A 24,358-nucleotide genomic window follows, 5' to 3' on the forward strand; every position below is an offset into this window, starting at 1 on the left:
TCGTCATCAGGTAACAACAGAGAGAACAGACCACCATGCCTCAGTATCGTTCGCGGACATCCACCGCAGGCCGCAACATGGCCGGCGCCCGTGCCCTCTGGCGCGCCACCGGCATGAAAGACGGGGATTTCGGCAAACCCATTATTGCGGTTGCCAACTCCTTCACCCAGTTTGTGCCAGGCCACGTCCATCTCAAAGACCTCGGCCAGCTCGTGTGCCGCGAAATCGAGGCCGCCGGCGGTGTGGCCAAGGAATTCAACACCATTGCGGTGGACGATGGCATCGCCATGGGCCATGACGGCATGCTGTACTCCCTGCCCTCCCGGGAAATCATCGCAGATTCTGTAGAGTACATGGTGAACGCCCACTGCGCCGATGCCCTCGTCTGTATTTCCAACTGCGACAAGATCACCCCGGGCATGCTGATGGCCGCCATGCGCCTGAACATCCCAACGATTTTCGTCTCCGGCGGGCCGATGGAAGCGGGCAAGACCAAGCTGTCCGAGCACAAGCTCGACCTGGTAGACGCCATGGTCATCGCGGCAGATCCCAACGCCTCCGACGAACAGGTGGAAGAATACGAGCGCAGCGCCTGCCCCACCTGCGGCTCCTGTTCCGGCATGTTCACCGCCAACTCCATGAACTGCCTGACCGAAGCCATTGGCCTGGCGCTGCCGGGCAACGGTTCACTGCTGGCTACCCACGCCGATCGGGAGCAACTGTTCCTGAAGGCCGGTCGACAGATTGTGGAGAATGCGCGGCGCTATTACGAGGAAGACGACGCCAGCGTACTGCCTCTGAGCATCGCCTCCATGGCGGCCTTTGAAAATGCCATGGTCATGGACATTGCCATGGGCGGCTCGACGAACACTATCCTTCACCTGCTGGCGGCTGCCCAGGAAGGTGGCGTTCCCTTTACCCTGAACGAAATCGACCAGCTGTCACGCCGGGTTCCGCAGCTGTGCAAAGTGGCCCCCAACTCCCCCAAGTACCATATGGAAGACGTGCACCGTGCCGGCGGCATCATGGGCATTCTTGGCGAACTGGAGCGGGGCGGGTTGATCAACACCGATCTTCCGACTGTGCACAGCAAGACCATGAAAGAGGCCCTCGAGACCTGGGATATCATGAGGTCACCGACCACCGAAGTGGTCGAATTCTACAAAGCCGGGCCGGCCGGCATTCCCACCCAGACAGCCTTCTCGCAGAGCACCCGTTGGCCGACCCTGGACGGTGACCGGGAAACCGGCTGCATCCGCTCGGTCGAGAACGCCTACAGTTCCGAGGGCGGCCTGGCCGTGCTCTACGGCAATATTGCCCTGGACGGCTGCGTGGTCAAAACCGCGGGGGTGGACGAAAGCATTTATGTGTTCGAGGGCAAGGCACGGGTGTTCGAGAGTCAGGATTCCGCCGTTGCCGGCATTCTCGCAGACGAGGTGAAGCCGGGCGAGGTTGTGATCATCCGCTATGAGGGCCCCCGTGGCGGCCCGGGTATGCAGGAAATGCTGTACCCGACCAGCTACCTGAAATCCAAGGGCCTTGGAAAGGACTGCGCACTGCTGACAGACGGGCGTTTCTCCGGCGGAACCTCAGGCCTTTCCATCGGCCACGCATCGCCAGAAGCTGCCGCCGGCGGTGCAATTGGCCTGATCGAGAATGGCGATACGATCCGTATCGACATACCAAACCGGAGCATCAACGTTGAACTGGACCAGCACGAGCTGGATCGTCGCCGGGAAGCCCGGAATGCCAAGGGCTGGAAACCGGAACTGCCAAGGGACCGCAAGGTATCTGCGGCCCTGAAAGCCTACGCGCTGCTGGCCACAAGCGCCGACAAGGGCGCCGTTCGGGATCTCGAAAAGCTCGACTGAGAATCCCCGGCACCAGGCAGCAAAAAAGCCCGGCGGGACAAGCCCGGCGGGCTTTTTATGTTCAGGAGACTCCGATCACCAGAGTGACCAGCCACCGTCTTCCTCTTCTTCAATGGCGTCATCCTGCTCGGGCTCGGGAGCCGAGGTTTCCGCCGCAGAAGAAGCCGACTCCTGAGTCGGAGCGCTGCTGGATCCGGTGGACTGCGCTGACGCGGCCACCTGAACCGAAATCATGCCCAGGGCTTCCTTGGTTGGGTCGTCCAGGATACCGGTAGCCTGAAGACCGTTATCCTGTTGGAACCGGGTCAGCGCCGACCGGGTTGAGTCATCCATCTGCGGGCTGACATTGGTAATGTCGTAGCCTGCTCCGTAAAGCGCGTTCTTGAGTGCAACGATCTCATCCGCGAAGGCCGCAGGGGCAAAGCCCAGTGTGACCGCCAATCCGGCCGCAGCGGCCAGGCGTCCCAGTCGGGTAGTTGCTTTTCTCATGGTACTCACCTGCTTACTCCTGATATCTCGCCGATATCCGTTTCTTTCTTGTTATGTGGTGCCTATCTCCACAGGCTGGGGCAAACGGGTAAAAGCCTACCATACTTTTGTCGTATGTCGCCTTACCGGACATCATGTCCCGTTTTCCTGCCGGACTCCTGCGTCTCATCGTCCACACTGGCCGGCGAGCGGTGGGCCTCTTCACTGAACTCACGGATGAAGATTCCCCAGAAAGCCATGAACAGAGCCGCCACCAATGGTCCCATTACAAAACCGTTGATGCCGAACATGACGATACCGCCCAGGGTTGATAACAGAACAATGTAGTCCGGCAGCTTGGTATCGCGACCCACCAGTACCGGGCGCAGCAGGTTATCCGCCAGCCCGATGACCACCACTCCGAAAGCGGTCAGCACCACCGCTTCGATCACATCTCCGACGGCCGCCAGGTAGATGGCGGCCGGCACCCAGACCAATGCGGCACCTACCGCCGGTAAAAGCGATACAATCGCCATCACGACACCCCAGAGCAAGGCGCCAGAGATCCCGAGTATCCAGAAAATCAGCCCGCCCAGGGCCCCCTGGATGATTGCAATCAGCAGGTTTCCCTTAACGGTCGCCCGGGTCACCTCCGCGAACTTGGCAAACAGCAATCGCTCCCGCTCATCACCGAGCGGGAGTGCCCGGATGATCAGTTCTACCAGCGCACTGCCATCCCGCAGCAGGAAGAACGCCAGATACACCATCAATGCAAGGCCCAGGAAAAACTGGAAGGTATTCTGGCCCACGCCCAGTGCCTGCTTGCCAAGGAACTGGCTACCGCCGACAAAAATGCTCACGGCCCTGTCCCTGAGTTCTGCAAAGCTGATATCAAACTGTGCCAGGAACGCCTGAATCGCGGGAAAAGACTGATTGACCCGATCAATGTACTCGCCGGGCCGTATTTCACCGCTCTGGATCTGCTGGTAGAGCGCGACGCCCTCGGCAACCAGGGATGTCACCAGGATCAGCACCGGGATAACGACGATGAACATGCAAATGCACAGGGTGATCAGCGCATTCACATTGGGCCGGTCACCCAGTTTACGCACGAGCAGTTGCTGCACGGGATGAAAAATCAGAGCGATGGCGACCGCCCAGAATATGGGCCCGAAAAACGGCTTCATGAGAAACACGAAGGCAAGGGAAACGCCAATCAGCAACGCCAGAAAAGTCCGTGTTTCGAGTTTTGCGTACATAGTCTTTGCGGTTCCCCGATGTTGGTTCTGCGTTTTACCGAGCCATTCTACCCTACCACGCTGTCGTGGCCACTGTAGCGCTCTTCAGGTTATAGTGGACGGTTGTTGTTCAACTAATAGACAGGTCATGTTGTTGGAACTGGAAACCTTCACCGTCGAAACAGCCCTGGACGCGGCCACGCAGCTGCGCAAGGTACTGGCCGCCAGAACTCACCGGCGCAAGGTGATGGGCCAGGAGGTGGTAGTGCCCGGCCAACTCGGCGAAGCCCTGCAGTTGCCACGGATTATCAACCGGCTTCAGAGCAAACAACAGCGACAGCGGGACCTTGGCCTTGAGGATTTCCAGGAGCTCTGGCCTACCCTGTCGCCAAAGACACGGGAGAGAGTGCTGGAGGCGATTGGCTGGTACGATCCGAAGGAGCTTGACTGGGATGACAAACGCTCCAACCGCCGGCCACTGGTCGATCCAGACAGTTAAGCCGTATTAATACGGCAACCTGACTTTGAAATGTCATACTTGGCCCATATGTTGGGCAGTATCAGGAGGATATTTATGACTCAACCACAGCATTACACGGCACTTCTGGCTGAGGGCAGCGCGGTTCCCACCCTGCTGTGCGGCCACTGCCACTCGATTCTCTCCAGGGCCCGCATTTTCCGGAATCAGGGCGACCAGCACCAGAATATGGAATGCCGGACCATTGGCCTTTGTTCAGCCGACGATTGCGGTGCAGTCAATTGCTGCGACGAGGCTCTGGCCCACGTAGACAACCCCGAGCGACTGTTCGGCATCGCGTCCTGATTCAAAGCGGCAACGCTCTGTTACGCAACTCAAACACACAAATTTTCCATCTGCTTTATCCTGATATTCGACGATTGTAGTAGGGCATCCTGATCACCGGATGCCGCCCGGCAATCACGCAACCAATCAGTCAGGACAGTCGATGGCATGCGTATTCTGAGAACCGATGAAGCCCGCTTCGCAGGTCTTCCGGATTACCCTTTTGCTCCAAATCATTTTGACGTAGAACCCGGGCTCCGGATGCACTACGTTGACGAAGGCCCGCGAGGCGCGTCGCCGGTACTCATGCTCCATGGCGAACCTTCCTGGTCCTATCTTTACCGGCACATGATTCCCCTGGTGGCAAATGCCGGGCATCGGGTGCTGGCTCCGGATCTGATTGGCTTCGGTAAATCCGACAAACCGGCCTCGATCGCTGACTACAGCTACGGCCGCCATCTGGCATGGCTGGCAAGCTGGCTGGAACAGCTGGACCTCAGCAACATCACCCTGGTGTGCCAGAACTGGGGGTCACTGCTGGGCCTGCGCCTGGCGGCCGAACACCGACAGCGCTTCAGTCGCATTATCGTGGGGAATGGTATGCTGCCAACCGGCGAGGCACCCGTTCCTGCGGTGTTTTCCATCTGGAAGGCCTTCGCCACGCATAGCCCCTGGTTCCCGGTTGGGCGCATCGTGCAACTGGGCACCGATCGCACGCTGAGCAAGGCTGAGCTTGCGGCCTATGAGGCGCCTTTCCCCTTAGCGGAGTTCAAGGCAGGCGCCAGAGCGTTTCCAAAGCTGGTACCCACGGAGCCGGGCACGCCGGACAGCGATGCTAACAAGGCCGCCTGGGAGGTGCTTGAAAGGTGGAAAAAACCATTCATTACCTGCTTCAGCAGCGGCGACCCGATTACCAGGGGCGGAGACCGGCATATGCAGCGTCGGATTCCCGGTGCCCACGGCCAACCTCACATCACGCTCCGGGGCGGGCACTTTTTGCAGGAAGATTCGCCTGAAGATTTCGCCCGCATTATCATTGATGCACTGAAATCGGAAATGGCGGCCTGAGCCGCCTTTTCTACTAACCGAAAACGGTTACCGTCTGACGGCTCAGCGCCACCAGTTCGCCCTTCGCCGTCCATATCCCGGCCTGGGTATGACCATAACCTGCGCCCGCCTGATCAATGCCAACCTTGTAAAGGAGCCAATCACCCGGCTCCATGACCGGCCTCGGGTGTACGATATCCAGCGCCCAGCTCAGGGAACTGGTTCGCACCCGCTGTTTTACATACGGCAGTACTGCCGGGGGCCAGGCATCAACCAGGGCAACAATATGGGCGTCCGAGAATGACTCCGGGGTTTTCCGGAACTGCATCCAGCCGCCAAGTTCCCGGCCGCCCTTGCCACTGAACGGCAGGTTGCCAAAGGCCCAGCGCATCTCTATTTGCTGGATGAATTCCGGAGTGACTCCTTCGATGTAATCCAGGCCGGGACATTGATCGACCGGTGGTGCCTCGGGCGCCGGAATGGCATCCACCTGAACCGCCGACTCCCGGTCGCCGCCAAAGCTGGCCAGGCATACCAGCCGGGTTTCTCCTTTCTGGACGATGCGCCCTTGTACCTGACTGACCGCCTTACCCTCGCGCAGAATCTCAGCCTCGAAACCGGCCGGAATTTCCGGCTCCACAGGGCCCACGAAAGAGACCTGCAATGACCGCATCGCCCGGCCCCCGGCAACAAGCTTCTCCATTCGCTCGAACATCAACGCGGCCGTGAGACCACCGAAAGTGGCCCTGCCCTGGGACCAGCTTTCGGGCATTACCAGCACCTCACTGCCACGGGCCGTCCGTAGTAATTCATCAAAGGTCATCTCAAGTTCCTGTTAGCAACCTATCGGGATAAATACGAAGCCTGCCCAAGATCGGACAGCAACGCAATGGCCTGTCCCCGGCAACTACCTACAGACCTGGCAGGGTTTTGCGTATTAAAGGAGCAATAAAACCGCTATAATGGCGGCACATCACGCATTGCCCGGCAATGCTCTACCTCCCGAATTCCGAGTGAATCAATGTCTGAATTGTCCTTTGCCGAACTGGGGCTTGATCCAGCCGTACTTGAAGCTGTGTCCTCCGTTGGCTATGAAACCCCGTCTCCCATCCAGGCCCAGTCTATTCCAGCGCTGCTTTCCGGCAATCATCTGCTGGGCGTGGCCCAGACGGGTACCGGTAAAACTGCAGCGTTCGCACTGCCTCTGCTGAGCCGGATTGACGCCTCCGTGACCGACCCCCAGATTCTGGTTCTGGCGCCAACCCGGGAACTGGCCATTCAGGTGGCTGAAGCCTTTACCACCTACGCCAGCAAGTTCCGGAACTTCCATGTTCTGCCGATCTACGGCGGCCAGGATTTTTATCCCCAGATCAAGGGGCTTCGCCGTGGTGCCCAGGTGATTGTGGGCACTCCGGGGCGCATGCTCGACCACCTGCGCAAGGGCACTCTGAAACTGGACAGCCTGAAGGCACTGGTTCTGGACGAAGCCGATGAAATGCTGCGTATGGGCTTCATCGACGACGTGGAAGCGATTCTGGCCAAGACACCGGAGAACTGCCAACGCGCCCTGTTCTCGGCCACCATGCCGCCGCAGATCAAGAAAGTTGCCCAGACCTACCTGCGTAACGCCACGGAAGTCCGCATTGAAAGCGAGACCCGCACGGTCGAGCGCATTTCCCAGTTCGTTCTGCCGGTGTATGCCGAGCGCAAACTCGACGCCCTGACCCGGATCCTCGAGGTGGAGCCGTTTGACGCGTCGATCATCTTCGTGCGCACCAAGGCGGAAACCACACTGCTGGCCGAGAAGCTGTCGGCACGCGGACACGCGGTGGCACCGCTGAACGGCGATCTGAACCAGCGCCAGCGCGAACAGACCGTTGAGGACCTCAAGCGCAGCAAGAAAGACATCATCGTCGCCACGGACGTCGCCGCCCGCGGGCTGGACGTACCCCGTATCACCCACGTGATCAACTACGATGTGCCTTACGACACCGAAGCCTACATTCATCGCGTCGGCCGCACCGGTCGTGCGGGACGGGAAGGCAAGGCCATACTGCTGGTCACGCCCCGCGAGCGGAGCTGGCTGCGCACCCTGGAGCGGGCCACCAACTCCCCGATGCAGGCCTATGAGCTGCCGTCACCGGTTGAACTGAAAAAAATGCGGGAGCAGCAGTTTGAAACCCAGCTGCTGGCCTTCGCTGAAGACAAGAAGCTGGCCAAGACCATGGCTCTGCTGGACGAGATTGCCGAACGCAACGAAATGGATATGGCCATGGTGGCCGGTGCATTGGCCTGCTGGATGGAAGCGGCCCAACCCGGTTCCCTGCCCCTGGAGCAGCCGGAGGCTCTGCCGGTGGTCTCAGCCACCCCGCCACCGCGTCGCGACCGCAAGGGTGGCCGCCCGGGCGATAACCGCAAAGGCCCGAAAGGCGGGTTCAAAAAAGGACCAAAGGGGCGCGGAGGCCCCGGACCGAAGGGTAAGCCCCCCGGCAAGGGCGGCAAACCATCAGGCAAGCGCCCGCCGCGTCAGGCTGACGCCAAGCGCTGATAGACGACGAAGCTGTAGTCGTATGGATTGTTATCGGACGCGGAGAAATCCTCCCGTCCGATTTCTTCCCACTCATCCCAGTTCACTTCCGGAAAAAACGCATCCCCGTCCACCTCGGCGTGCACCTGGGTGATGTACATACGATCCACCAGGGGCAGCGCCTCGGCATAGATTTGCCCGCCACCGATAATCATTACCTCGTCACCACCTTCCAGCTCCGCCTGCGCCTCAGCCTTCACCAGTGCTTCGGGCAATGACTTCGCAGCCACCGTTCCGGTTGGCGCTTCCCAGGTTTCATTCCTGGAAATAACCACGTTCATCCTTCCCGGCAACGGCCGGCCGATAGAATCCCAGGTTTTACGGCCCATGATAATCGGTTTGCCCATGGTGGCCTGTTTGAAATAACGAAGGTCACCCGGCAGATACCAGGGCAGATTGTTGTTCCGGCCAATGACCCGGTTCCGGGACATGGCGACAATCAGGGCTTTTCTCATGTGCTCGCCTTTTTAGAGTTCATTCAGATGGCAATCGGCGCCTTGATGCCCGGATAGGGGTCGTAGCCTTCAAACTCGAAGTCTTCCAGCTCGTACTCGAAAATGCTCGCGGGCTTGCGTTTGATCAGGAGTTTCGGCAAGCCCCGCGGCTCGCGCTTCAACTGCTCGAAGACGATGTCATCGGTCAGGTGATTCTGGTACAGGTGGCAGTCGCCAAAGGTATGGACGAACTCACCTACATCCAGGTCGCACTGCTGGGCGATCATGTGTGTGAGCAAGGCATAGGAGGCGATATTGAACGGTACCCCCAGGAAAAGGTCGGCGCTGCGCTGATAGAGCTGGCACGACAGCTTGCCGTCGGCCACGTAGAACTGGAACAGGCAGTGACAGGGCGCCAGGGCCATGCGGCCCTCGCGAACATTATCCTGGGGACCAATGGATTCGTCCGGGAGTTCTGCCGGATTCCAGGCCGAGACAATCAGTCGGCGGGAATTGGGCTTGGTGCGGATTTGTTCAACCACTTCGCTGATCTGGTCGACCACCTCACCATTCGGGCACTGCCAGCTACGCCACTGTTTTCCGTAGATGGGCCCAAGGTCACCATCTTCCAGGGCCCATTCGTTCCAGATGGAGACCTTCCGTTCCTGCAGCCAGGTGTTGTCGGTGGAGCCCCGGAGAAACCAGAGCAATTCATAAATGATGCTGCGCAGGTGGACCTTCTTGGTGGTCACCAGGGGAAAGCCTTCCTGCAGGTTGAAACGGATCTGGCGGCCAAAGACAGATCGGGTACCAACGCCGGTGCGGTCCCCCTTGTCAAATCCGTTATCGACAACGTCTTGCATCAGGTCGAGATAGGCTTTCATTCGGCTTGTCTCCGGTAAGCGATAAACATCAGGGCGGCGCCGGCAACAATCATCGGGAAGGACAGTACCTGCCCCATGGTTAGCCAGTCAAAAGCAAGGTAGCCCAGCTGCGGATCCGGCTGACGGACAAATTCCACCAGGAACCGGAACACGCCATAGCAGATCAGGAACAGACCGGAGACCGCCATGGTGGGCCGCTGCCTGGATGAGAACCACCAGAGGATCACGAACAGCGCCACGCCCTCCAGGGCAAACTGGTACAGCTGGGAAGGATGCCGGGCCAGCGAATCCGGCGCCGTCCGGAACACCATGCCCCAGGCCACGTCAGTGGGCTTGCCCCACAGCTCGCCGTTGATAAAGTTTCCTATCCGCCCTGCCCCAAGACCCAGGGGCACCAGCGGGGCCACGAAATCAGCCATGCGCCAGAAACCACTGCCCACTTTGCGGCCGTACCACCACATGGCGAACATCACGCCCAGCAGACCGCCATGGAAGGACATACCGCCTTCCCAGACCCGGAGCAACCAGAGCGGGTCCGCCAGGAAGGCATCAAAGTTGTAGAACAGGACATAGCCGAATCGCCCGCCCAGGATCACCCCCAGGGCCAGGTAGAAGAGCAGGTCACCCATCTGTTCTTCGTTGATCGGTGACCAGGGTTTGCGGGTACGGATGCGCCCAAGCCACCAACCGGCCACGAAGCCGAACAGATAGGTCAGACCGTACCAGTGGATCTTGAGGGGGCCGATGGCGATGGCCACCGGATCAATCTGGGGATGCTGCAGCATCAACTACCTCTCAGCTCAGGAGAAAACGGAGACCCACCAGCAACAGCATGATGGAGAACGTTCGTTTGAGAATTCGGGGGTTCAGCCGATGGGCCAGATTGGCACCCACCCGGGCAAAGAAAACGCTGGCAAAAATGATACCGATCAGCGCCGGCAGGTAAATGAAGCCGGCGCTCAGTTCCGGCAATGCGGGATTGTTCCACCCGGTCCAGATATTACCCAGAGCACCGGCAATGGCGATAGGCAGACCGCAGGCAGCAGATGTTCCCACCGCCTGCTGCATCCGCACGTTGCACCAGCTCAGATACGGAACCGTGAGGGTCCCGCCGCCGATTCCGAAAATCGCTGAGCCCCAACCGATAAAACCACCTGCGACACTAAGACCGGCAACCCCGGGAACATCGCGACCGGGCTTCGGGTCGACCTGAAAGAACATTTTAAGCCCCACCAGGATCACGAAGATGCCAATCACCAGTTCCAGCATGCGGCCGCTCATCAGAGATGCTGTCCAGGCGCCGACCAGAGCCCCAAAAATAATTCCAACCGTCATGGGCCGGAACAGATCCCACCTTACGGCGCCATGCTTGTTGTGGGAACGGATGGAACTGACCGAGGTGAAGACAATGGTCGCCAGTGAGGTACCAACCGCCAGATGGGGAATAATGTCCGGATTGATTCCCTGCAGACCAAAACTGAACATCAGCACAGGCACGATAATCAGGCCTCCGCCAATGCCGAACAGGCCCGCAACGGTGCCAGCCAGGGCACCAAGGGCCAGATACGATGCTATTACATAAAACAGGGTCATAGTGTGAGTCGCGCCCGGGAAAACCAAGGCTGGTATGATACACAGCGCAAGAGTCAACTTCATTAACTCCGGGAGCACCATCCTCTTCCATGTGCCTGATCGCTTTTGCCCTCGGCCAGAACCCTCATTTCCCACTGGTTGTTGCCGCCAACCGGGATGAATTCTTCCGTCGCCCGACGGCCGCCATGGACTGGTGGACCACGGAATCGGGCACCCGCGTGCTTGCCGGCCGCGACCTGCTTTCCGGGGGCACCTGGCTTGCGGTGAATGCCGACGGTGAGGTCAGTGCCGTGACCAATGTGCGCGAGGGCACACCGGAAACCGGCCGAATCAGCCGGGGGGAACTGCCCCTGCGAGCCCTGACCGATTCACGGGAGCAGCTTGAGGGCTATCTGCTCGATAATGCCGATCAGTTTTCCGGATTCAATCTCGTTCACCTGGCCGCCGGCGACGGCTGGTATTTCAGTAATCGGGATGCTCATCCGGGGCGGCAGATCCACCGCGGGGTGTACGGGTTGAGCAACCACCTCCTGCAGACACCCTGGCCCAAACTTCTGCGCCTGCGCGAAGCCGCAGGGAATACTATCGCCGCTGCCGGCCATAATGCTGAGAAACTGCATAAAGAGTTAATCCCCTTGCTCCAGGACAGTACGCCGGCACCAGACCACCTGTTGCCCGACACCGGTGTCGGCCTGGAAACCGAGCGCTTTCTGTCGTCGCCCTTTATCGTGGGATCGGATTACGGCACCCGGGCAACCACCGTGGTGACCGTATCCGCCGCAGGCGACATAGAGGTCACCGAACAGAGCTGGGGCCCAGACGCCAAAACCGGCGAACGCCGTCACTTCCATTGGCAGCGATAGCAATCTGGCTCTGGTATAATCCGCGAAATTCTGCCACCTGATCGGAGGGCCCCTGATGGCCGGTGAACAAGGCGCCACATCGATAGCCGATTTTGAGAAATCTCTTGATGAACTGGAGAAGCTGGTTCGCGATCTGGAACAGGGCGAGCTGTCTCTGGAGCAGTCCCTGACGGCGTTTGAGCGGGGTGTAAAGCTGACTCGTGAATGTCAGCAGGCACTGAAGAGCGCCGAGCAGCGGGTTGAACAGCTGGTCCAGAACAGCGACGGCACCCTGGAAACGCGCCCTTTTTCTCCGGATGATGCCGACTGATGCCTGTACCGAACACCCTTGCCTCCGATTTTCTGGAAACCTGCCGGGCCCGTGTGGATGCGGAACTGGACCGGTGCATTGAGCTCGATTCTGCCTCCGGGCGCCTGCAGGAGGCCATGCGTTACAGCGTGCTGGGCGGTGGCAAGCGGATTCGGCCCGCCCTGTGCCTGGCCGCAGCAAGGGCACTGGGACAGTCCGGTGACGAAGCCCTCATCCCGGCCTGCGCGGTAGAACTGATCCACGCGTACTCATTGATCCATGATGACCTGCCTGCCATGGACGATGACGATTTGCGCCGCGGACGCCCCACCACGCACATTGCCTTTGACGAAGCCACTGCCATCCTGGCCGGAGATGCCCTGCAGGCGCTGGCGTTCGGCTGGCTTGCGGAAGCACCGGGGCTACCGGAATCCGTGCGCCTGATTATGGTCAGGGAACTGGCCCGGGCCAGCGGCCACGGCGGAATGGTTGGTGGCCAGGCCATTGATCTTGAATCCGTCGGTAAAACCCTGGCACTGGCCCAGCTTGAAAACATGCACCGGCACAAGACCGGCGCCCTGATCGAGACCAGCGTGCGGATTGGCGCCCTGACCGCGCCCTCAGTCAGCGAGCAGGCCCTGGCCTCGCTTACACAGTATGCCAAGGCACTGGGCCTGGCATTCCAGGTTCAGGATGACCTGCTGGACATAGAAGGGGACACGACGGTCATTGGCAAACCCCAGGGTTCGGATGCGGCCCGCGCCAAACCCACCTATCCTGCCCTGCTTGGTGTGTCCGGCGCCCGGGAGCACCTGGCAGATCTGCTTGAGCAGGCGCAGCAAAGTCTGCGGGATTTCGGTCCCGAAGCCGATCCTTTGAGGGCGATGGCCGATTACGTGGTGGCAAGAACCCATTGAATCCCGGCGCCCCGAAGGCGCACACTGGCGATAAATATTTTCGTAACAACTGGCCCGCTTTGTGTGAAACAGCTTCCCCTGTTCCCTTATAATGCCAGTCAGTTACTGAACGTACCGGAAAAGACCCGAGCAGATGCAGGACACTTATATTTTCAAGGAAATCCCGTCGCAGCGGCCCAACACGCCACTGCTGGACCGGATTGACGAACCGGCCCAGCTGAGAGAGCTGGCCCCGGAGCAGCTGACCCTGCTCGCCCGGGAGCTCAGGGCATTTCTGTTATGGTCAGTGGGCCAGACTGGCGGCCATTTCGGCGCGGGACTGGGCGTGCTTGAGCTGAGCGTCGCCCTTCACTATGTCTTTGATACGCCCAGCGACCGCCTGGTCTGGGACGTCGGCCATCAGGCCTACCCTCACAAAATCCTGACGGGCCGGAAGGAAGCAATGGGCAGCATCCGGCGCAAGGGCGGGCTGGCCGGCTTCCCGAAGCGGGCCGAAAGCGAATACGACACCTTTGGCGTTGGCCATTCGAGCACCTCCATCAGTGCAGCACTGGGCATGGCCATTGCCGCACGCCTGCAGCAGTCCGGTCGAAAAAGCATTGCCGTTATTGGTGACGGCGCCATGACCGCTGGCATGGCGTTCGAAGCCCTGAATCACGCCGGCCACCTGCACGCCGACATGCTGGTGATCCTCAACGACAACGACATGTCGATCTCCCGGAATGTGGGCGGACTGTCCAACTACTTTGCCAAGCTGCTGTCCAGCCGCACCTACAATCAGGTCCGCGACAGCAGCAAGAAGGTTCTGCAGGGCGCACCACACCTGATGGCGCTGGCCAAGAAAACCGAGGAACACTTCAAGGGCATGATTGCCCCGGGCACCCTGTTCGAGGAACTGGGGTTCAACTACATCGGCCCGATCGATGGTCATGACCTGCCCCTGCTGGTGGAAACCCTGGAGAACATCCGGGAGCTTGAAGGTCCGCAGTTCCTGCATGTGGTGACCACCAAAGGCAAGGGCTTTGCCCCGGCCGAAGCCGATCCGATCGGCTATCACGCCATCAACAAGATCGAGCCGGTTCCAGCCAGTAAACCCGAACCGGTCAAGCCGAAGCCGAAAAAACCCAAATACGCCAACGTCTTCGGTCAGTGGCTCTGCGATTCCGCCGAGCAGGACGAGCGCATAGTGGGCATTACCCCGGCCATGTGTGAAGGGTCGGATCTTCTGGCGTTCTCACAGCGTTTCCCGGAGCGCTATTTCGATGTCGCCATCGCCGAACAGCACGCGGTCACCCTGGCGGCGGGTCTGGCCTGCGATGGTGCCAAGCCAGTTGTCGCCATTTACTCGACGTTCCTGCAGCGGGCGTACGATCAACTGATACACGATGTGGCGATACAGAACCTCGATGTCCTGTTCGCGATCGACCGCGCCGGGCTCGTTGGAGAAGACGGCCCGACCCACGCCGGCGCCTTCGACATCAGCTACCTGCGCTGCATACCGAACATGGTGGTGATGACGCCCTCGGACGAGAACGAAACCCGCCAGATGCTCCAGACCGGCATGCTATACGAAGGGCCGGCCTCGGTGCGCTACCCCCGTGGCACCGGCCCCGGCGCCGAAATCCAGCAGGAATTAACTACACTGGAGATTGGCAAGGGTCGCCGGATACGCAGTGGTAAAGGTGTTGCCATCCTGAACTTTGGCACCCTGCTGGCGCCTGCACTGGAGGCTGCAGAAGCGATAGGTGCAACAGTCGCCGACATGCGTTTCGTGAAGCCCCTGGATGAGGAACTGGTGCTGGAGCTGGCGGAGCAGCATGAGTTGCTGGTCACCCTGGAAGAGAACGCTATTGCCGGCGGGGCCGGCAGCGCCGTGACCGAATTCCTCAACAGCCGCCTGGTCGCCATGCCGGTGCTTCAACTGGGCCTGCCGGATACCTTCATGGACCATGGCAAGCATGGGGAACTGCTGGCCGAGTGCGGCCTGGACGCCAAAGGTATCGAATCGGCCATCCGTACCCGCCTGGAAACCCTTCGCCACCAGAGCCTGAAAGTCGTCAAATAAACCAGGCTCTTGACCAAGAATGCAAAAAGCCCGCGACATCGCGGGCTTTTTCGTGGGCAAGGCCTGGATCGGCTCAGAGCTCCGGATCGTCGTCCTGGTGTGTCTCCAGCCAGTGCCCCAGCTTGCTTTGCTTGGTATCGAGATAGTGTTCATTGTGAGGGTTGCGGCCCACATGCAGCGGCACTCTCTCGGCAATATCAATACCGTAGGAGGATAGCGCTTTAACCTTGCGGGGATTGTTGGTCATCAGCCTCAGGCTCTTGATACCAAGGTGCTCCAGCATATCCTTGCACATGCTGTAGTCACGCAGATCCGCCGCAAATCCCAGACGCTCATTGGCTTCGACTGTATCGGCACCCTGATCCTGCAGGTGGTAAGCGCGGATCTTGTTCAGCAAGCCGATTCCACGCCCTTCCTGACGCAGATACATCAGGATACCCCGGCCTTCCCGGGCGATGCTGCGCAGCGCCTCTTCCAGCTGGTAACCGCAATCACAACGCATGCTATAGAGGGCGTCGCCAGTCAGACACTCGGAATGGGTGCGGGCCAGCATGGGTTCGTCACTGTCCAGGTCACCCAGGGTCAGGGCAACATGTTCCTTTCCGGTGTCCGGTTCTTCGAAGCCGTGCATATCAAATACCCCGAACGGGGTCGGCAACCGGCAGGTCTGGATGTAACGAACAGCCACAGTGTTTCCTCGTGGTTCAGTCAATCGGGCCGCGCATTCTATCACGGGCCCGCCCGCTTGGCGTAGTCTCGGCACTGTCGCTCCTCCGGCGTAGTCTTGATAACCAACACTTACGAGCGCAGTGGTCCGCCAGATCAGGCGTTATCGGCGACCCAGTGGCCACTGCGACCGCCCTTCTTCTCCAGCAGACGCACCGAACCGATCTCCATACCACGGTCCACAGCCTTGCACATGTCGTAGAGCGTCAGTGCGGCAACGCTTGCCGCGGTCAGCGCCTCCATCTCGACACCGGTCTGGCCGGACAGTTTGCAGCGGGTAAGAATATGCACAGATGCGCCATCGTCGCCCGGGGTCAGTTCAACTTTCACAGACGTCAGGTTCAGCGCATGACACAGGGGAATCAAATCATGGGTCTTCTTCGCGGCCATGATGCCGGCAATTCGGGCAACGGCCAGCACATCACCTTTGGGATGCTCGCCCTCAATAATCATGTTCAGGGTTTCCGGCGCCATGCGTATGGTGGCTTCAGCACGCGCCTCCCGCTCAGTGGCCGCCTTATCGGTCACATCCACCATGCGGGCTTCGCCCTTGTCATCGAGATGGGTCAGTTTGCTCACGGAATCCCCCGGAATCGGTTGTGCAAGATAGTGAAAAATGCAGGAACGACAGCATAACAGAGATGGACCCGGCGTCGCTGACAACCGTCAGCTTTGGGGCCACCAGAAGCGGATACCGGCGATGCCCTGACCGCCGCGCTCACGGGCTTCCTTCAGGTCGCTCGCAGACAGTCCACCGAGGGCAAATACCGGCAACGCCGATTCGGACACCAGGTCGGTAAAGGCCGGCCAACCCAGGGTGGGCGCCCCGGGATGACTTTCCGTCGGCTGCACCGGCCCCAGGGTCACGTAGTCCGCCCCGATAGTCGTCGCATGATCGATTTCCTGCCGGTTATGACAGGAAACCCCCAGCCAGACATGCTTCGGCACCGGTCGGGCCGAGAGGCCGGCCGCCTCGCGCCAGGGCAGGTGCAGGCCCCGGGCACCGGGTCTGGCGTGGAATACTTCGGGGCCACCGTGGACAATCAGGGCAACGCCAGCCTTTTCACAGACCGGCAACGCTTTCGCCGCCAACTCCACATAAGCCTCCAAACTCATGGCCGGAGCCCGGAGCACCACCAGGGGTGGCCTGGCAGCTTCGAGGCCCGCCAGAAGCCGCTCGAGCGCCTGATCCGGATCACTCGCATCGCCGGTGATCGCAAGCTGGCAGGGCAACCGCAAAGCTCGAATAATCGGCCGGTTGGCGGCGGGGAAATCCTCGTCCTGGAGCTGCTCCGGAGCAAGCCATTCAACCGGCTGCCCCTCGCATCCCCGTGCTTCGCCTTCGGCAGCTCGGGTTTCCCAGACGTCCAGGAAAACCCGCTTGTCACCGTAATCGTGGCGAATGCCGATAACAGGCTGCAGGGAGGCTGCTGGCACGTGAAGACCGGTTTCTTCGGCAATCTCACGTACCAGGGCCGCCTGAACACTCTCCCCCGGCTCCACCTTGCCCCCGGGAAACTCCAGCAAGCCCCCCTGATGGACATGGTCTGGCCGCCGGGCAATCAGCACCCGGCCATCCCGGACAATGACGGCAACGGCAACGTGAATGTCTTTTACGCGGGCTTCCGACGCAGGCTCAGACATAGTCAGGTGCGGTACTCGGCGTTGATGGTGACGTAATCGTGGGAGAAGTCACAGGTCCATACTGTCTCCCGAACATCACCCCGCTTGAGGTCAATGGCAATAGTGATCTCTTCACGGTCCATCACTGCCTGCCCACGGGCTTCCGAGTAGTCCTCGGCCCTGCCACCGTTGCGGACCAGACAGACATCACCCAGGTAGATTTCCAGGGCGTCGAGATCCAGTCCGTCGACACCGGCGCGCCCTACCGCCGCCAGGATCCGGCCCCAGTTCGGGTCGGAGGCGAACAGCGCTGTCTTGACCAGTGGCGAGTGCGCCACGGTGTATGCCACATCCAGCGCTTCCTGCTGGCTGGCCGCACCGCTGACATTGATGGTGACAAACTTGGTTGCACCCTCGCCATCGCGAACGATGGCATGGGCCAGTTCCAGATACACCTTTTTCAAGGCCTCCCGAAGTTTGGGCAGCGCCGGGCTGGAAGACGTAATCTCGGGACCGGAATACTGGCCACTGGCCATCAGCATGCAGGCATCGTTCGTGGACGTATCGCCATCAATGGTAATGCGGTTGAAGGATGTTTCCCCCAATTCGGAGGCAAGGGTCTGCAGCAACTCGGGCTGGATCCGGGCGTCGGTAGCAATGAAGCCAAGCATGGTCGCCATGTTGGGCCGAATCATGCCCGCGCCCTTGCTGATGCCGGAGATAGTCACCGTATGGCCATCGAGCTCCACCTGACAGGAGGCACCTTTGGGACGGGTGTCCGTGGTCATGATGCCACTGGCGGCTTCAGCCCAGCGGTTTTCAGCCGTGTTTGCCATTGCCTCCGGAAGGGCACCAACAATCTTCTGCACCGGCAGCGGCTCGCCAATCACTCCCGTAGAGAACGGCAAAATCTCGGCTTCCGTAACGCCAGCCTGGTTCGCCAGGGCCTGGCAGCAGGCCACCGCATCCCGCATGCCCTGCTCCCCGGTGCCGGCGTTGGCATTGCCGGTATTGATCAGGAGGTATCGGGGAGAGGCCTCGGCCAGATGGCGGCGACTGAGGGTAACCGGTGCCGCACAGAACTGGTTCTTCGTGAAGATACCGGCAACCCGGCTTTCAGGCGCCAGTTCGAACACAACCACGTCCTTGCGACCCGGCTTCTTGATGCCAGCGCTGGCTATGCCGATCTTTACCCCGGCTACCGGGTGAAACTCAGGTAAGGTTCCCGGACCTACCGCCATTCTGCCACTCCTCTTGTCTGGGGTTGTGCTCAAGTACCGCACCACCCGCTGAAAACGAAAAAACCCGCAGGCTACCAGCCGTGGCTGACAGAGTGCGGGTTCCGATGGTTCAGTCAGTGCTCTGGGTTAGCTGACCTTGCCATGACACTGCTTGTACTTCTTGCCGGACCCGCAGGGACAGGGCTCGTTTCGGCCCACCTTGCGCTCCTGTCGAACAAAGGTTTCCGGCGTCGACTGCCGAGTATCATCAGCGTTGCCTTCACCCTGGCTCTGGGCTGTGGCACTGGTCTCATCGTGGCGCAAACGGGCGCGGGCAAGCTCTTCTTCCAGTTCCTGCTTGCGACGGCGCTCGACTTCTTCCATTTCTTCACGGCTCTGGACACGAACGTGACAGAGCACCCGGGTGACGTCCCGCTTCATGGTATCGAGCATGGTTTCAAACAGGTTGAACGCCTCGCGCTTGTACTCCTGTTTGGGGTTCTTCTGCGCATAACCCCGCAGATGGATGCCCCGGCGCAGATGGTCCATGTTGGAAAGATGCTCTTTCCACAGGGTGTCCAGCACCTGCAGGAAAACCTGCTTTTCGAACTTGCGCATGGCCTCGGAACCGGCGATTTCTTCCTTGGCTTCGTAGGCGGCGACAATCTCATCCAGAATCTTCTGGCGCAGATTTTCCTCGTACAGCTTGTTGTCTTCTTCCAGCCATTTCTGAACCGGCAGATCAATCGCCATCTCGGACTGCAGCTGAGCTTCCAGCCCGGCAACGTCCCACTGTTCCGGCATACTCTGAGGCGGAATGTATTCACTGATCAGCGAATCGACAACGTCTTCCCGGATGGTTTTGACCATGTCCGAGATGTCGTTGGAGGACATGACCTCATTACGCTGGTCGTAAATGACGGTACGCTGATCGTTGGCAACGTCGTCGTACTCCAGCAGCGTCTTCCGCATGTCGAAGTTGCGGCCTTCCACCTTACGCTGGGATTTCTCGATAGCGTTGGTCACCATCCTGTGCTCGATGGCCTCACCCTTCTTCATACCCATCGCCTGCATCAGGCTCTTCACCCGGTCAGGGGCAAAGATACGCATGAGATTGTCTTCCAGGGAGAGGAAGAACCGTGAAGAACCGGGATCGCCCTGACGACCGGCACGACCGCGAAGCTGGTTATCAATCCGGCGGGATTCGTGGCGCTCGGTACCGATGATGTGCAGGCCGCCAGCCTCAAGCACCTGATTGTGGCGTTCGGTCCATTCCGCCTTGACCCGGGCAATCTCCTCTTCCGAGGGATTCTCCATGGCCGCGACTTCATGCTCCCAGTTACCACCGAGCACGATATCGGTACCACGACCGGCCATGTTGGTGGCAATGGTGACTGCGCCCGGACGACCAGCCTGGGCGATGATATGGGCTTCGGATTCGTGCTGCTTGGCGTTCAGGATCTTGTGCTCGATCCGTGCCTTCTTGAGCAGCATTGAGAGCAATTCGGACGCTTCGATAGACGCGGTACCGACCAGAATCGGGCGCCCCTCGGCGGTGACGTCCTTGATTTCGTCAATGATCGCGTGGAATTTCTCTTCCTGGGTCAGATACACCAGGTCGTTGTAGTCGGTCCGCTGGATCGGCTTGTTGGGCGGAATGACCACTACGTCAAGGCCGTAGATCTGGCGGAATTCGAAGGCTTCGGTGTCTGCCGTACCGGTCATACCGGCCAGCTTGTCGTACAGCCGGAAATAGTTCTGGAAGGTAGTGGAAGCGAGCGTCTGGCTTTCTGCCTGGATCTTGACACCTTCTTTGGCCTCAACGGCCTGGTGCAGGCCCTCGCTCCAGCGGCGACCCGGCATGGTACGACCGGTATGCTCGTCAACAATGACCACCTGGCCGCCCTGAACAATGTAATCCACGTCTTTCTGGAACAGATGGTGGGCGCGCAGTGCCGAGTGCACGTGGTGCAACAGGCTGAGATTGGCCGCTGAATAAAGGCTCTCTCCTTCCTTCAGAAGGCCACGCTCAAGCAGCAATTCTTCAACTTTCTCGTGACCGCCCTCGGTCAATTCCACCTGGCGGGATTTTTCATCAATGGTGAAGTCCCCCGTAGGCTCGCCCTCTTCAGGCACTTCACCTTTTTCCAGGCTGGGAATCAGTTCATTGATGGCCTGGTAAAGCTTGGAGCTGTCCTCGGCTGCACCGGAGATGATCAGCGGCGTTCTGGCCTCATCGATCAGGATCGAGTCCACTTCGTCCACGATTGCGTAGTTCAGGCCGCGCTGGACCTTGTCTTCGGTACTGAACGCCATATTGTCGCGCAGGTAATCGAAGCCGAACTCGTTGTTGGTGCCGTAGGTAATATCGGCCTGATAAGCCGCACGCTTTTCTTCCGCCGGCTGGCCCGAAGCCACAACACCTACCTGCATGCCCAGGAACCGATAAAGCTTGCCCATCCACTCGGCATCACGGCGTGCCAGGTAATCGTTGACGGTAACTACGTGGACGCCCTTGCCGGACAGCGCATTGAGATACACCGCCGCGGTGGCAACCAGGGTTTTACCCTCACCGGTTTTCATTTCCGCGATCCGGCCTTCGTGCAGGGTGATACCACCAATCAGCTGGACATCGTAATGGCGCATACCCATAACCCGGCGCCCCGCTTCACGCACGGTGGCAAAGGCCTCGGGCAAAAGGGCATCAAGGGATTCGCCTTCATCGATCCGGCGACGGAACTCTGCAGTCTTGCCTTGCAACTCGGAGTCGGACAGATTGCCATATTGCTCTTCAAGCTCATTAATGCGCATGACTGCCTTGCGCATTCTCTTGATTTCTCTGGCGTTTTTACTGCCGAACATCTTGGTTGCAAGCTTTGTGAACATAGACCACTGCTTCTTTGATTAAACGGAGGAAGCCGGCATTCTAACCTTATTTTGTAACAGGACAAAAGGCAGGCCTCACACAGGCGCAAGAAGTCGCCGATGAGGCACCGGATTCACGGATAAAAACTGGCCGGGCGCGGAATGGCGGAGAGGTTCTGAAGGCGGGTGAACCGGATCCGGATCAGCGGCTCGCCCGCTTGATATAGGTTTCCGGGTTTTCAGACTTGCCATTCCGGATGACTTCGAAATGCACATGTGGGCCAGTCGAGCGCCCGGTGCTGCCCATGAGCGCCACGACCTGGCCCTTCTGGACAACATCACCCACCTTAACCTTGATGGTCTTGCAGTGGGCATAGCGGGTGATCAGACCATCGCCATGGTCGACTTCCACGAGGTTCCCGTAGCCATAGCGCTCTCCGGCATAGGTAACCACGCCGCCGGCGACCGAGATGATGTCGCTGCCATCCTTTCCGGCCAGATCAACACCGGCATGCCAGGTGCGTTTGCCGGTAAAGGGATCAGAACGGTAACCATATTTGGAGGACAGCCAACCCCATGTGATCGGACGACCTTCAAGATAAAGCTCGTCCTCAAGCCGCTTGCTGGATGCCAGTTGATCGAGCAACCGCAGTTGCTGCTCGCGGTCCTCGATGCGCCACTCCATTTCCTCGATCATGCGGGTCAGCTCGGGCGCGGAAAAGGAATCGCCGGACAAGGCGTCTTCCGGCCCCCCGACAGCGGCCGGCTGATCGAAGTTGAACTCGTCGCTGGCCACCAGGCCGGATTCCACAAACCGCTGACCGAGAGCATCCAGGCGCAACAAACGCCCCTGAATCTCGCCCAGGCGCAGCGTCAACGCATCAACCTGTTGCTGGACGTTCTCTTCAATACTGGCCAGCTCCGCCTTCTGCTCTGCCAGTTTAAGCTGCCACTCGGCAACCAGCTCGGCGTTGGTGGGCTCTCTGGCCTCAGCCTGCTCAACCGCCATCTGGTACCCTGTCCAGCCAGCGGCTACGAGCAGGGAAACCACCAAGAACAGAAGGCCAGCGGCAAGCGTACTGTTGATCGACAACACCCGGGATTTTCCGTGGTGTTTACCAACGAGAATAATGTTCATATCGTCATCTGGTTTCATCGTTGAGCCGCAACCGCATCCTGTAGTGTTGCGCCCCGGAGAAATCCGAAGGGGGTCTGCCATCCTTTGGCAACAGCTACATACTGAAAAAATTGCAGCGCCCGGTAGACATACTCATTTACCACAATGTAAAACGAGTGTAATACAGGCACTACGCATAAACCGTGCCGAAGTGTAACCAATCGTAAACGGAGCCGTCGAGTAAAAACGCCGTCATGAAACGGAAAAGCGAGCAAAAAATGACCTTCGACAAGCTTGGCAAGACCCCGGTGCTCAAAGATCTCGTGGCAAAGGCCGAACTTCACCGCCAGGCAGAGCAGCAGGTTCTGGCCGCCGTTCCAAGTGAGTTGGTCACCGGAACCCGATTTGTCAGCTGCAAGGACGGGGAGCTGATCCTGAGCACTGAAACCGCCGGCAAAGCCAGCCAGATCAGGTTCCGCCAGCACGAGATTATGGAAAAGCTGAGAGAGAACGAACTGTTCCGGTTTGTCTGGAAAGTGAAGGTCAAGGTTGCACCGCCCAGATTTCGGGAAAAGCCGGCGTTCAAAAAAGAACCCTTGAGCAAAGAAAATGCCCGGCTCCTCAAAGAGGAAGCCGGGCACACGAAGGATAAAGCATTACGCGAGGTTCTCGAAAAACTCGCTAGCCACGTCAGGGATTAAAGCGTCCCGCTTTAACCTGCCGCCAGCACAGGCTTCATATAGGAAATCGGGGCAGTGGCCTCATCATCGAAGGTCACCACTTCCCAGGCATCCTCTTCCGCCCTGAGCTTGCGTAACAACTTGTTGTTCAGATCGTGGCCGGATTTGATACCCCGGAATTCACCAATCAGGCTGTTGCCCAACTGGTACAGGTCACCGATGGCATCAAGCAGTTTGTGCTTCACAAATTCGTCGTCATAGCGCAGCCCGTCTTCATTGAGGATCTTGTAATCATCAACGACGATGGCATTGTCCACGCTGCCACCAAGGGCGAGGTTCATGGCACGCAATTTTTCGATGTCACGCATGAACCCGAAGGTCCGCGCGCGGCTCACTTCCTTCACAAAGGAGGTGCTGGAAAAATCGACAGTTGCCGTCTGGGCCCGGCCTTTGAATACCGGATGATCAAAGTCGATGCCGAAGCTCACCTTGAAGCCTTCAAAAGGCAGCAGGGTCGCTTTCTTGTCACCTTCTTCAACCGTCACCTCACGCTTGATGCGGATGAAACGCTTGGCCGCATCCTGCTCGGCGATACCGGCGGACTGCAGAAGAAACACAAAAGGACCGGCAGAACCGTCCATGATGGGCACTTCCGCGGCGCTAAGCTCGACGAAACAGTTATCAATCCCGAGACCAGCCATGGCCGAGAGCAGATGCTCTACGGTCGCCACACGGACACCGTCTTTTACCAGCGTCGTGGACAGCATGGTCTCACCCACATTTTCCGCACAGGCACGAATCTCAACCATGGGGTCAAGATCAGTACGGCGGAAGATGATACCGGAATCCACCGGGGCTGGCTTGAGGGTCAGATAAACCTTCTCACCCGAATGCAAGCCAACACCGGTGGCACGGATGGTGTTTTTAAGTGTCCGTTGTCTGATCATCGGTACATAATTCCGTCACAAAAAGGCGATATTCTAGGCAAAAATCTGCCCGGAGAATATCAGAAAATAAGACTGAATACCATTTAACCAATTCGTTGTTGCTGAATGTTCATCCAGCATTC

24 protein-coding genes are annotated in these 24,358 nt (G+C 59.2%); 10 read left to right on the plus strand and 14 right to left on the minus strand.

Translation table 11 applies throughout. The features are described 5' to 3' along the window. Positions 1-35 precede the first annotated feature (35 nt). Complete coding sequence (gene ilvD / locus QZ534_RS08750; RefSeq protein ID WP_296933730.1) at positions 36-1,871, plus strand: dihydroxy-acid dehydratase; 1,836 nt, start codon at positions 36-38, stop codon at positions 1,869-1,871. Positions 1,872-1,946: 75 nt separating this feature from the next. Here ilvD and QZ534_RS08755 read toward each other — a convergent pair whose 3' ends face one another. Together QZ534_RS08755 and QZ534_RS08760 are read right to left on the minus strand one after the other, a co-directional pair. Beyond that, positions 1,947-2,360, minus strand: a complete 414-nt coding sequence (locus tag QZ534_RS08755) for a peptidoglycan-binding domain-containing protein (protein ID WP_296933731.1) — start codon at positions 2,358-2,360, stop codon at positions 1,947-1,949. A 122-nt stretch (positions 2,361-2,482) separates the two neighbouring features. Next, positions 2,483-3,598 (minus strand): AI-2E family transporter, encoded by a 1,116-nt coding sequence (locus QZ534_RS08760; RefSeq protein WP_296933733.1) that lies wholly within the window; start codon positions 3,596-3,598, stop codon positions 2,483-2,485. A 127-nt stretch (positions 3,599-3,725) separates the two neighbouring features. Between QZ534_RS08760 and QZ534_RS08765 the strand changes: the two genes are divergently transcribed. From QZ534_RS08765 to QZ534_RS08775, 3 genes are all read left to right on the plus strand, one after another. Then, a complete protein-coding gene (locus tag QZ534_RS08765) occupies positions 3,726-4,076 on the plus strand; it encodes a hypothetical protein (RefSeq protein WP_296933735.1) in 351 nt (116 codons plus the stop codon). Between the two features lie 75 nt (positions 4,077-4,151). Beyond that, a complete protein-coding gene (locus tag QZ534_RS08770) occupies positions 4,152-4,400 on the plus strand; it encodes a hypothetical protein (RefSeq protein WP_296933736.1) in 249 nt (82 codons plus the stop codon). Between the two features lie 147 nt (positions 4,401-4,547). Continuing rightward, entirely contained in the window at positions 4,548-5,447 is a 900-nt protein-coding gene (locus tag QZ534_RS08775; RefSeq protein WP_296933738.1) for a haloalkane dehalogenase, read from the plus strand. A gap of 13 nt (positions 5,448-5,460) precedes the next feature. On the opposite strand, the gene QZ534_RS08780 is transcribed toward QZ534_RS08775, so the two are convergent. After that, a complete protein-coding gene (locus tag QZ534_RS08780) occupies positions 5,461-6,249 on the minus strand; it encodes a thioesterase family protein (RefSeq protein WP_296933740.1) in 789 nt (262 codons plus the stop codon). A gap of 198 nt (positions 6,250-6,447) precedes the next feature. On the opposite strand from QZ534_RS08780, the gene QZ534_RS08785 reads away from it, so the two are divergent. Then, a complete protein-coding gene (locus QZ534_RS08785; protein ID WP_296933743.1) occupies positions 6,448-7,974 on the plus strand; it encodes a DEAD/DEAH box helicase in 1,527 nt (508 codons plus the stop codon). On the opposite strand, the gene QZ534_RS08790 is transcribed toward QZ534_RS08785, so the two are convergent. The 4 genes from QZ534_RS08790 to QZ534_RS08805 are packed head-to-tail and all read right to left on the minus strand — an operon-like array spanning position 7,953 to position 10,924. After that, a complete protein-coding gene (locus QZ534_RS08790) occupies positions 7,953-8,468 on the minus strand; it encodes a dihydrofolate reductase (RefSeq protein WP_296933744.1) in 516 nt (171 codons plus the stop codon). The genes QZ534_RS08785 and QZ534_RS08790 overlap by 22 nt on opposite strands. 23 nt (positions 8,469-8,491) lie before the next feature. Continuing rightward, complete coding sequence (locus QZ534_RS08795) at positions 8,492-9,331, minus strand: thymidylate synthase (protein WP_296933745.1); 840 nt, start codon at positions 9,329-9,331, stop codon at positions 8,492-8,494. Continuing rightward, complete coding sequence (gene lgt, locus QZ534_RS08800; protein ID WP_296933747.1) at positions 9,328-10,116, minus strand: prolipoprotein diacylglyceryl transferase; 789 nt, start codon at positions 10,114-10,116, stop codon at positions 9,328-9,330. The genes QZ534_RS08795 and lgt overlap by 4 nt, the downstream gene beginning before the upstream one ends. Positions 10,117-10,126: 10 nt before the next feature. Continuing rightward, entirely contained in the window at positions 10,127-10,924 is a 798-nt protein-coding gene (locus QZ534_RS08805) for a sulfite exporter TauE/SafE family protein (RefSeq protein ID WP_296933749.1), read from the minus strand. Positions 10,925-11,013: 89 nt separating this feature from the next. Between QZ534_RS08805 and QZ534_RS08810 the strand changes: the two genes are divergently transcribed. From QZ534_RS08810 to dxs, 4 genes are all read left to right on the plus strand, one after another. Then, positions 11,014-11,787 (plus strand): NRDE family protein, encoded by a 774-nt coding sequence (locus QZ534_RS08810; protein WP_296933750.1) that lies wholly within the window; start codon positions 11,014-11,016, stop codon positions 11,785-11,787. 55 nt (positions 11,788-11,842) lie between these two features. Then, the gene (locus QZ534_RS08815) at positions 11,843-12,097 is read left to right on the plus strand and encodes an exodeoxyribonuclease VII small subunit (RefSeq protein ID WP_008176478.1); all 255 of its coding nucleotides are present in this window, start codon (positions 11,843-11,845) and stop codon (positions 12,095-12,097) included. Beyond that, the gene (gene ispA, locus QZ534_RS08820) at positions 12,097-12,993 is read left to right on the plus strand and encodes a (2E,6E)-farnesyl diphosphate synthase (RefSeq protein ID WP_296933752.1); all 897 of its coding nucleotides are present in this window, start codon (positions 12,097-12,099) and stop codon (positions 12,991-12,993) included. The genes QZ534_RS08815 and ispA overlap by 1 nt, the downstream gene beginning before the upstream one ends. Positions 12,994-13,126: 133 nt before the next feature. Next, a complete protein-coding gene (dxs, locus tag QZ534_RS08825) occupies positions 13,127-15,058 on the plus strand; it encodes a 1-deoxy-D-xylulose-5-phosphate synthase (RefSeq protein WP_296933753.1) in 1,932 nt (643 codons plus the stop codon). Between the two features lie 73 nt (positions 15,059-15,131). Here the strand turns inward: dxs and ribA are convergent, their stop codons facing one another. The 6 genes from ribA to QZ534_RS08855 all read right to left on the minus strand — a co-directional run bounded on the left by ribA (position 15,132) and on the right by QZ534_RS08855 (position 22,648). Next, positions 15,132-15,746: a GTP cyclohydrolase II gene (gene ribA, locus QZ534_RS08830; RefSeq protein WP_296933755.1), complete on the minus strand. Its 615-nt coding sequence runs from the start codon at positions 15,744-15,746 to the stop codon at positions 15,132-15,134. Positions 15,747-15,880: 134 nt separating this feature from the next. Then, positions 15,881-16,363 carry a cyclic pyranopterin monophosphate synthase MoaC gene (gene moaC / locus QZ534_RS08835; RefSeq protein ID WP_296933758.1) on the minus strand — a complete coding sequence of 161 codons (483 nt, stop codon included), beginning with the start codon at positions 16,361-16,363 and terminating at the stop codon, positions 15,881-15,883. Between the two features lie 87 nt (positions 16,364-16,450). Then, entirely contained in the window at positions 16,451-17,428 is a 978-nt protein-coding gene (locus QZ534_RS08840; RefSeq protein WP_296933760.1) for a Nudix family hydrolase, read from the minus strand. A 2-nt stretch (positions 17,429-17,430) separates the two neighbouring features. Further along, the gene (gene argJ / locus QZ534_RS08845) at positions 17,431-18,648 is read right to left on the minus strand and encodes a bifunctional glutamate N-acetyltransferase/amino-acid acetyltransferase ArgJ (protein ID WP_296933763.1); all 1,218 of its coding nucleotides are present in this window, start codon (positions 18,646-18,648) and stop codon (positions 17,431-17,433) included. A gap of 126 nt (positions 18,649-18,774) precedes the next feature. Further along, the gene (gene secA, locus QZ534_RS08850) at positions 18,775-21,513 is read right to left on the minus strand and encodes a preprotein translocase subunit SecA (protein ID WP_296933765.1); all 2,739 of its coding nucleotides are present in this window, start codon (positions 21,511-21,513) and stop codon (positions 18,775-18,777) included. 181 nt (positions 21,514-21,694) lie between these two features. After that, entirely contained in the window at positions 21,695-22,648 is a 954-nt protein-coding gene (locus QZ534_RS08855; protein WP_296933766.1) for a M23 family metallopeptidase, read from the minus strand. Between the two features lie 215 nt (positions 22,649-22,863). On the opposite strand from QZ534_RS08855, the gene QZ534_RS08860 reads away from it, so the two are divergent. Further along, on the plus strand, positions 22,864-23,310 hold the full coding sequence (locus tag QZ534_RS08860; protein ID WP_296933768.1) for a DciA family protein: 447 nt from the start codon (positions 22,864-22,866) through the stop codon (positions 23,308-23,310). Positions 23,311-23,321: 11 nt separating this feature from the next. Here QZ534_RS08860 and lpxC read toward each other — a convergent pair whose 3' ends face one another. Beyond that, positions 23,322-24,236 carry a UDP-3-O-acyl-N-acetylglucosamine deacetylase gene (gene lpxC, locus QZ534_RS08865; protein ID WP_104323272.1) on the minus strand — a complete coding sequence of 305 codons (915 nt, stop codon included), beginning with the start codon at positions 24,234-24,236 and terminating at the stop codon, positions 23,322-23,324. Between the last annotated feature and the right edge of the window lie 122 nt (positions 24,237-24,358).

The organism is uncultured Marinobacter sp., assembly GCF_913055835.1.
GTDB lineage: Bacteria > Pseudomonadota > Gammaproteobacteria > Pseudomonadales > Oleiphilaceae > Marinobacter.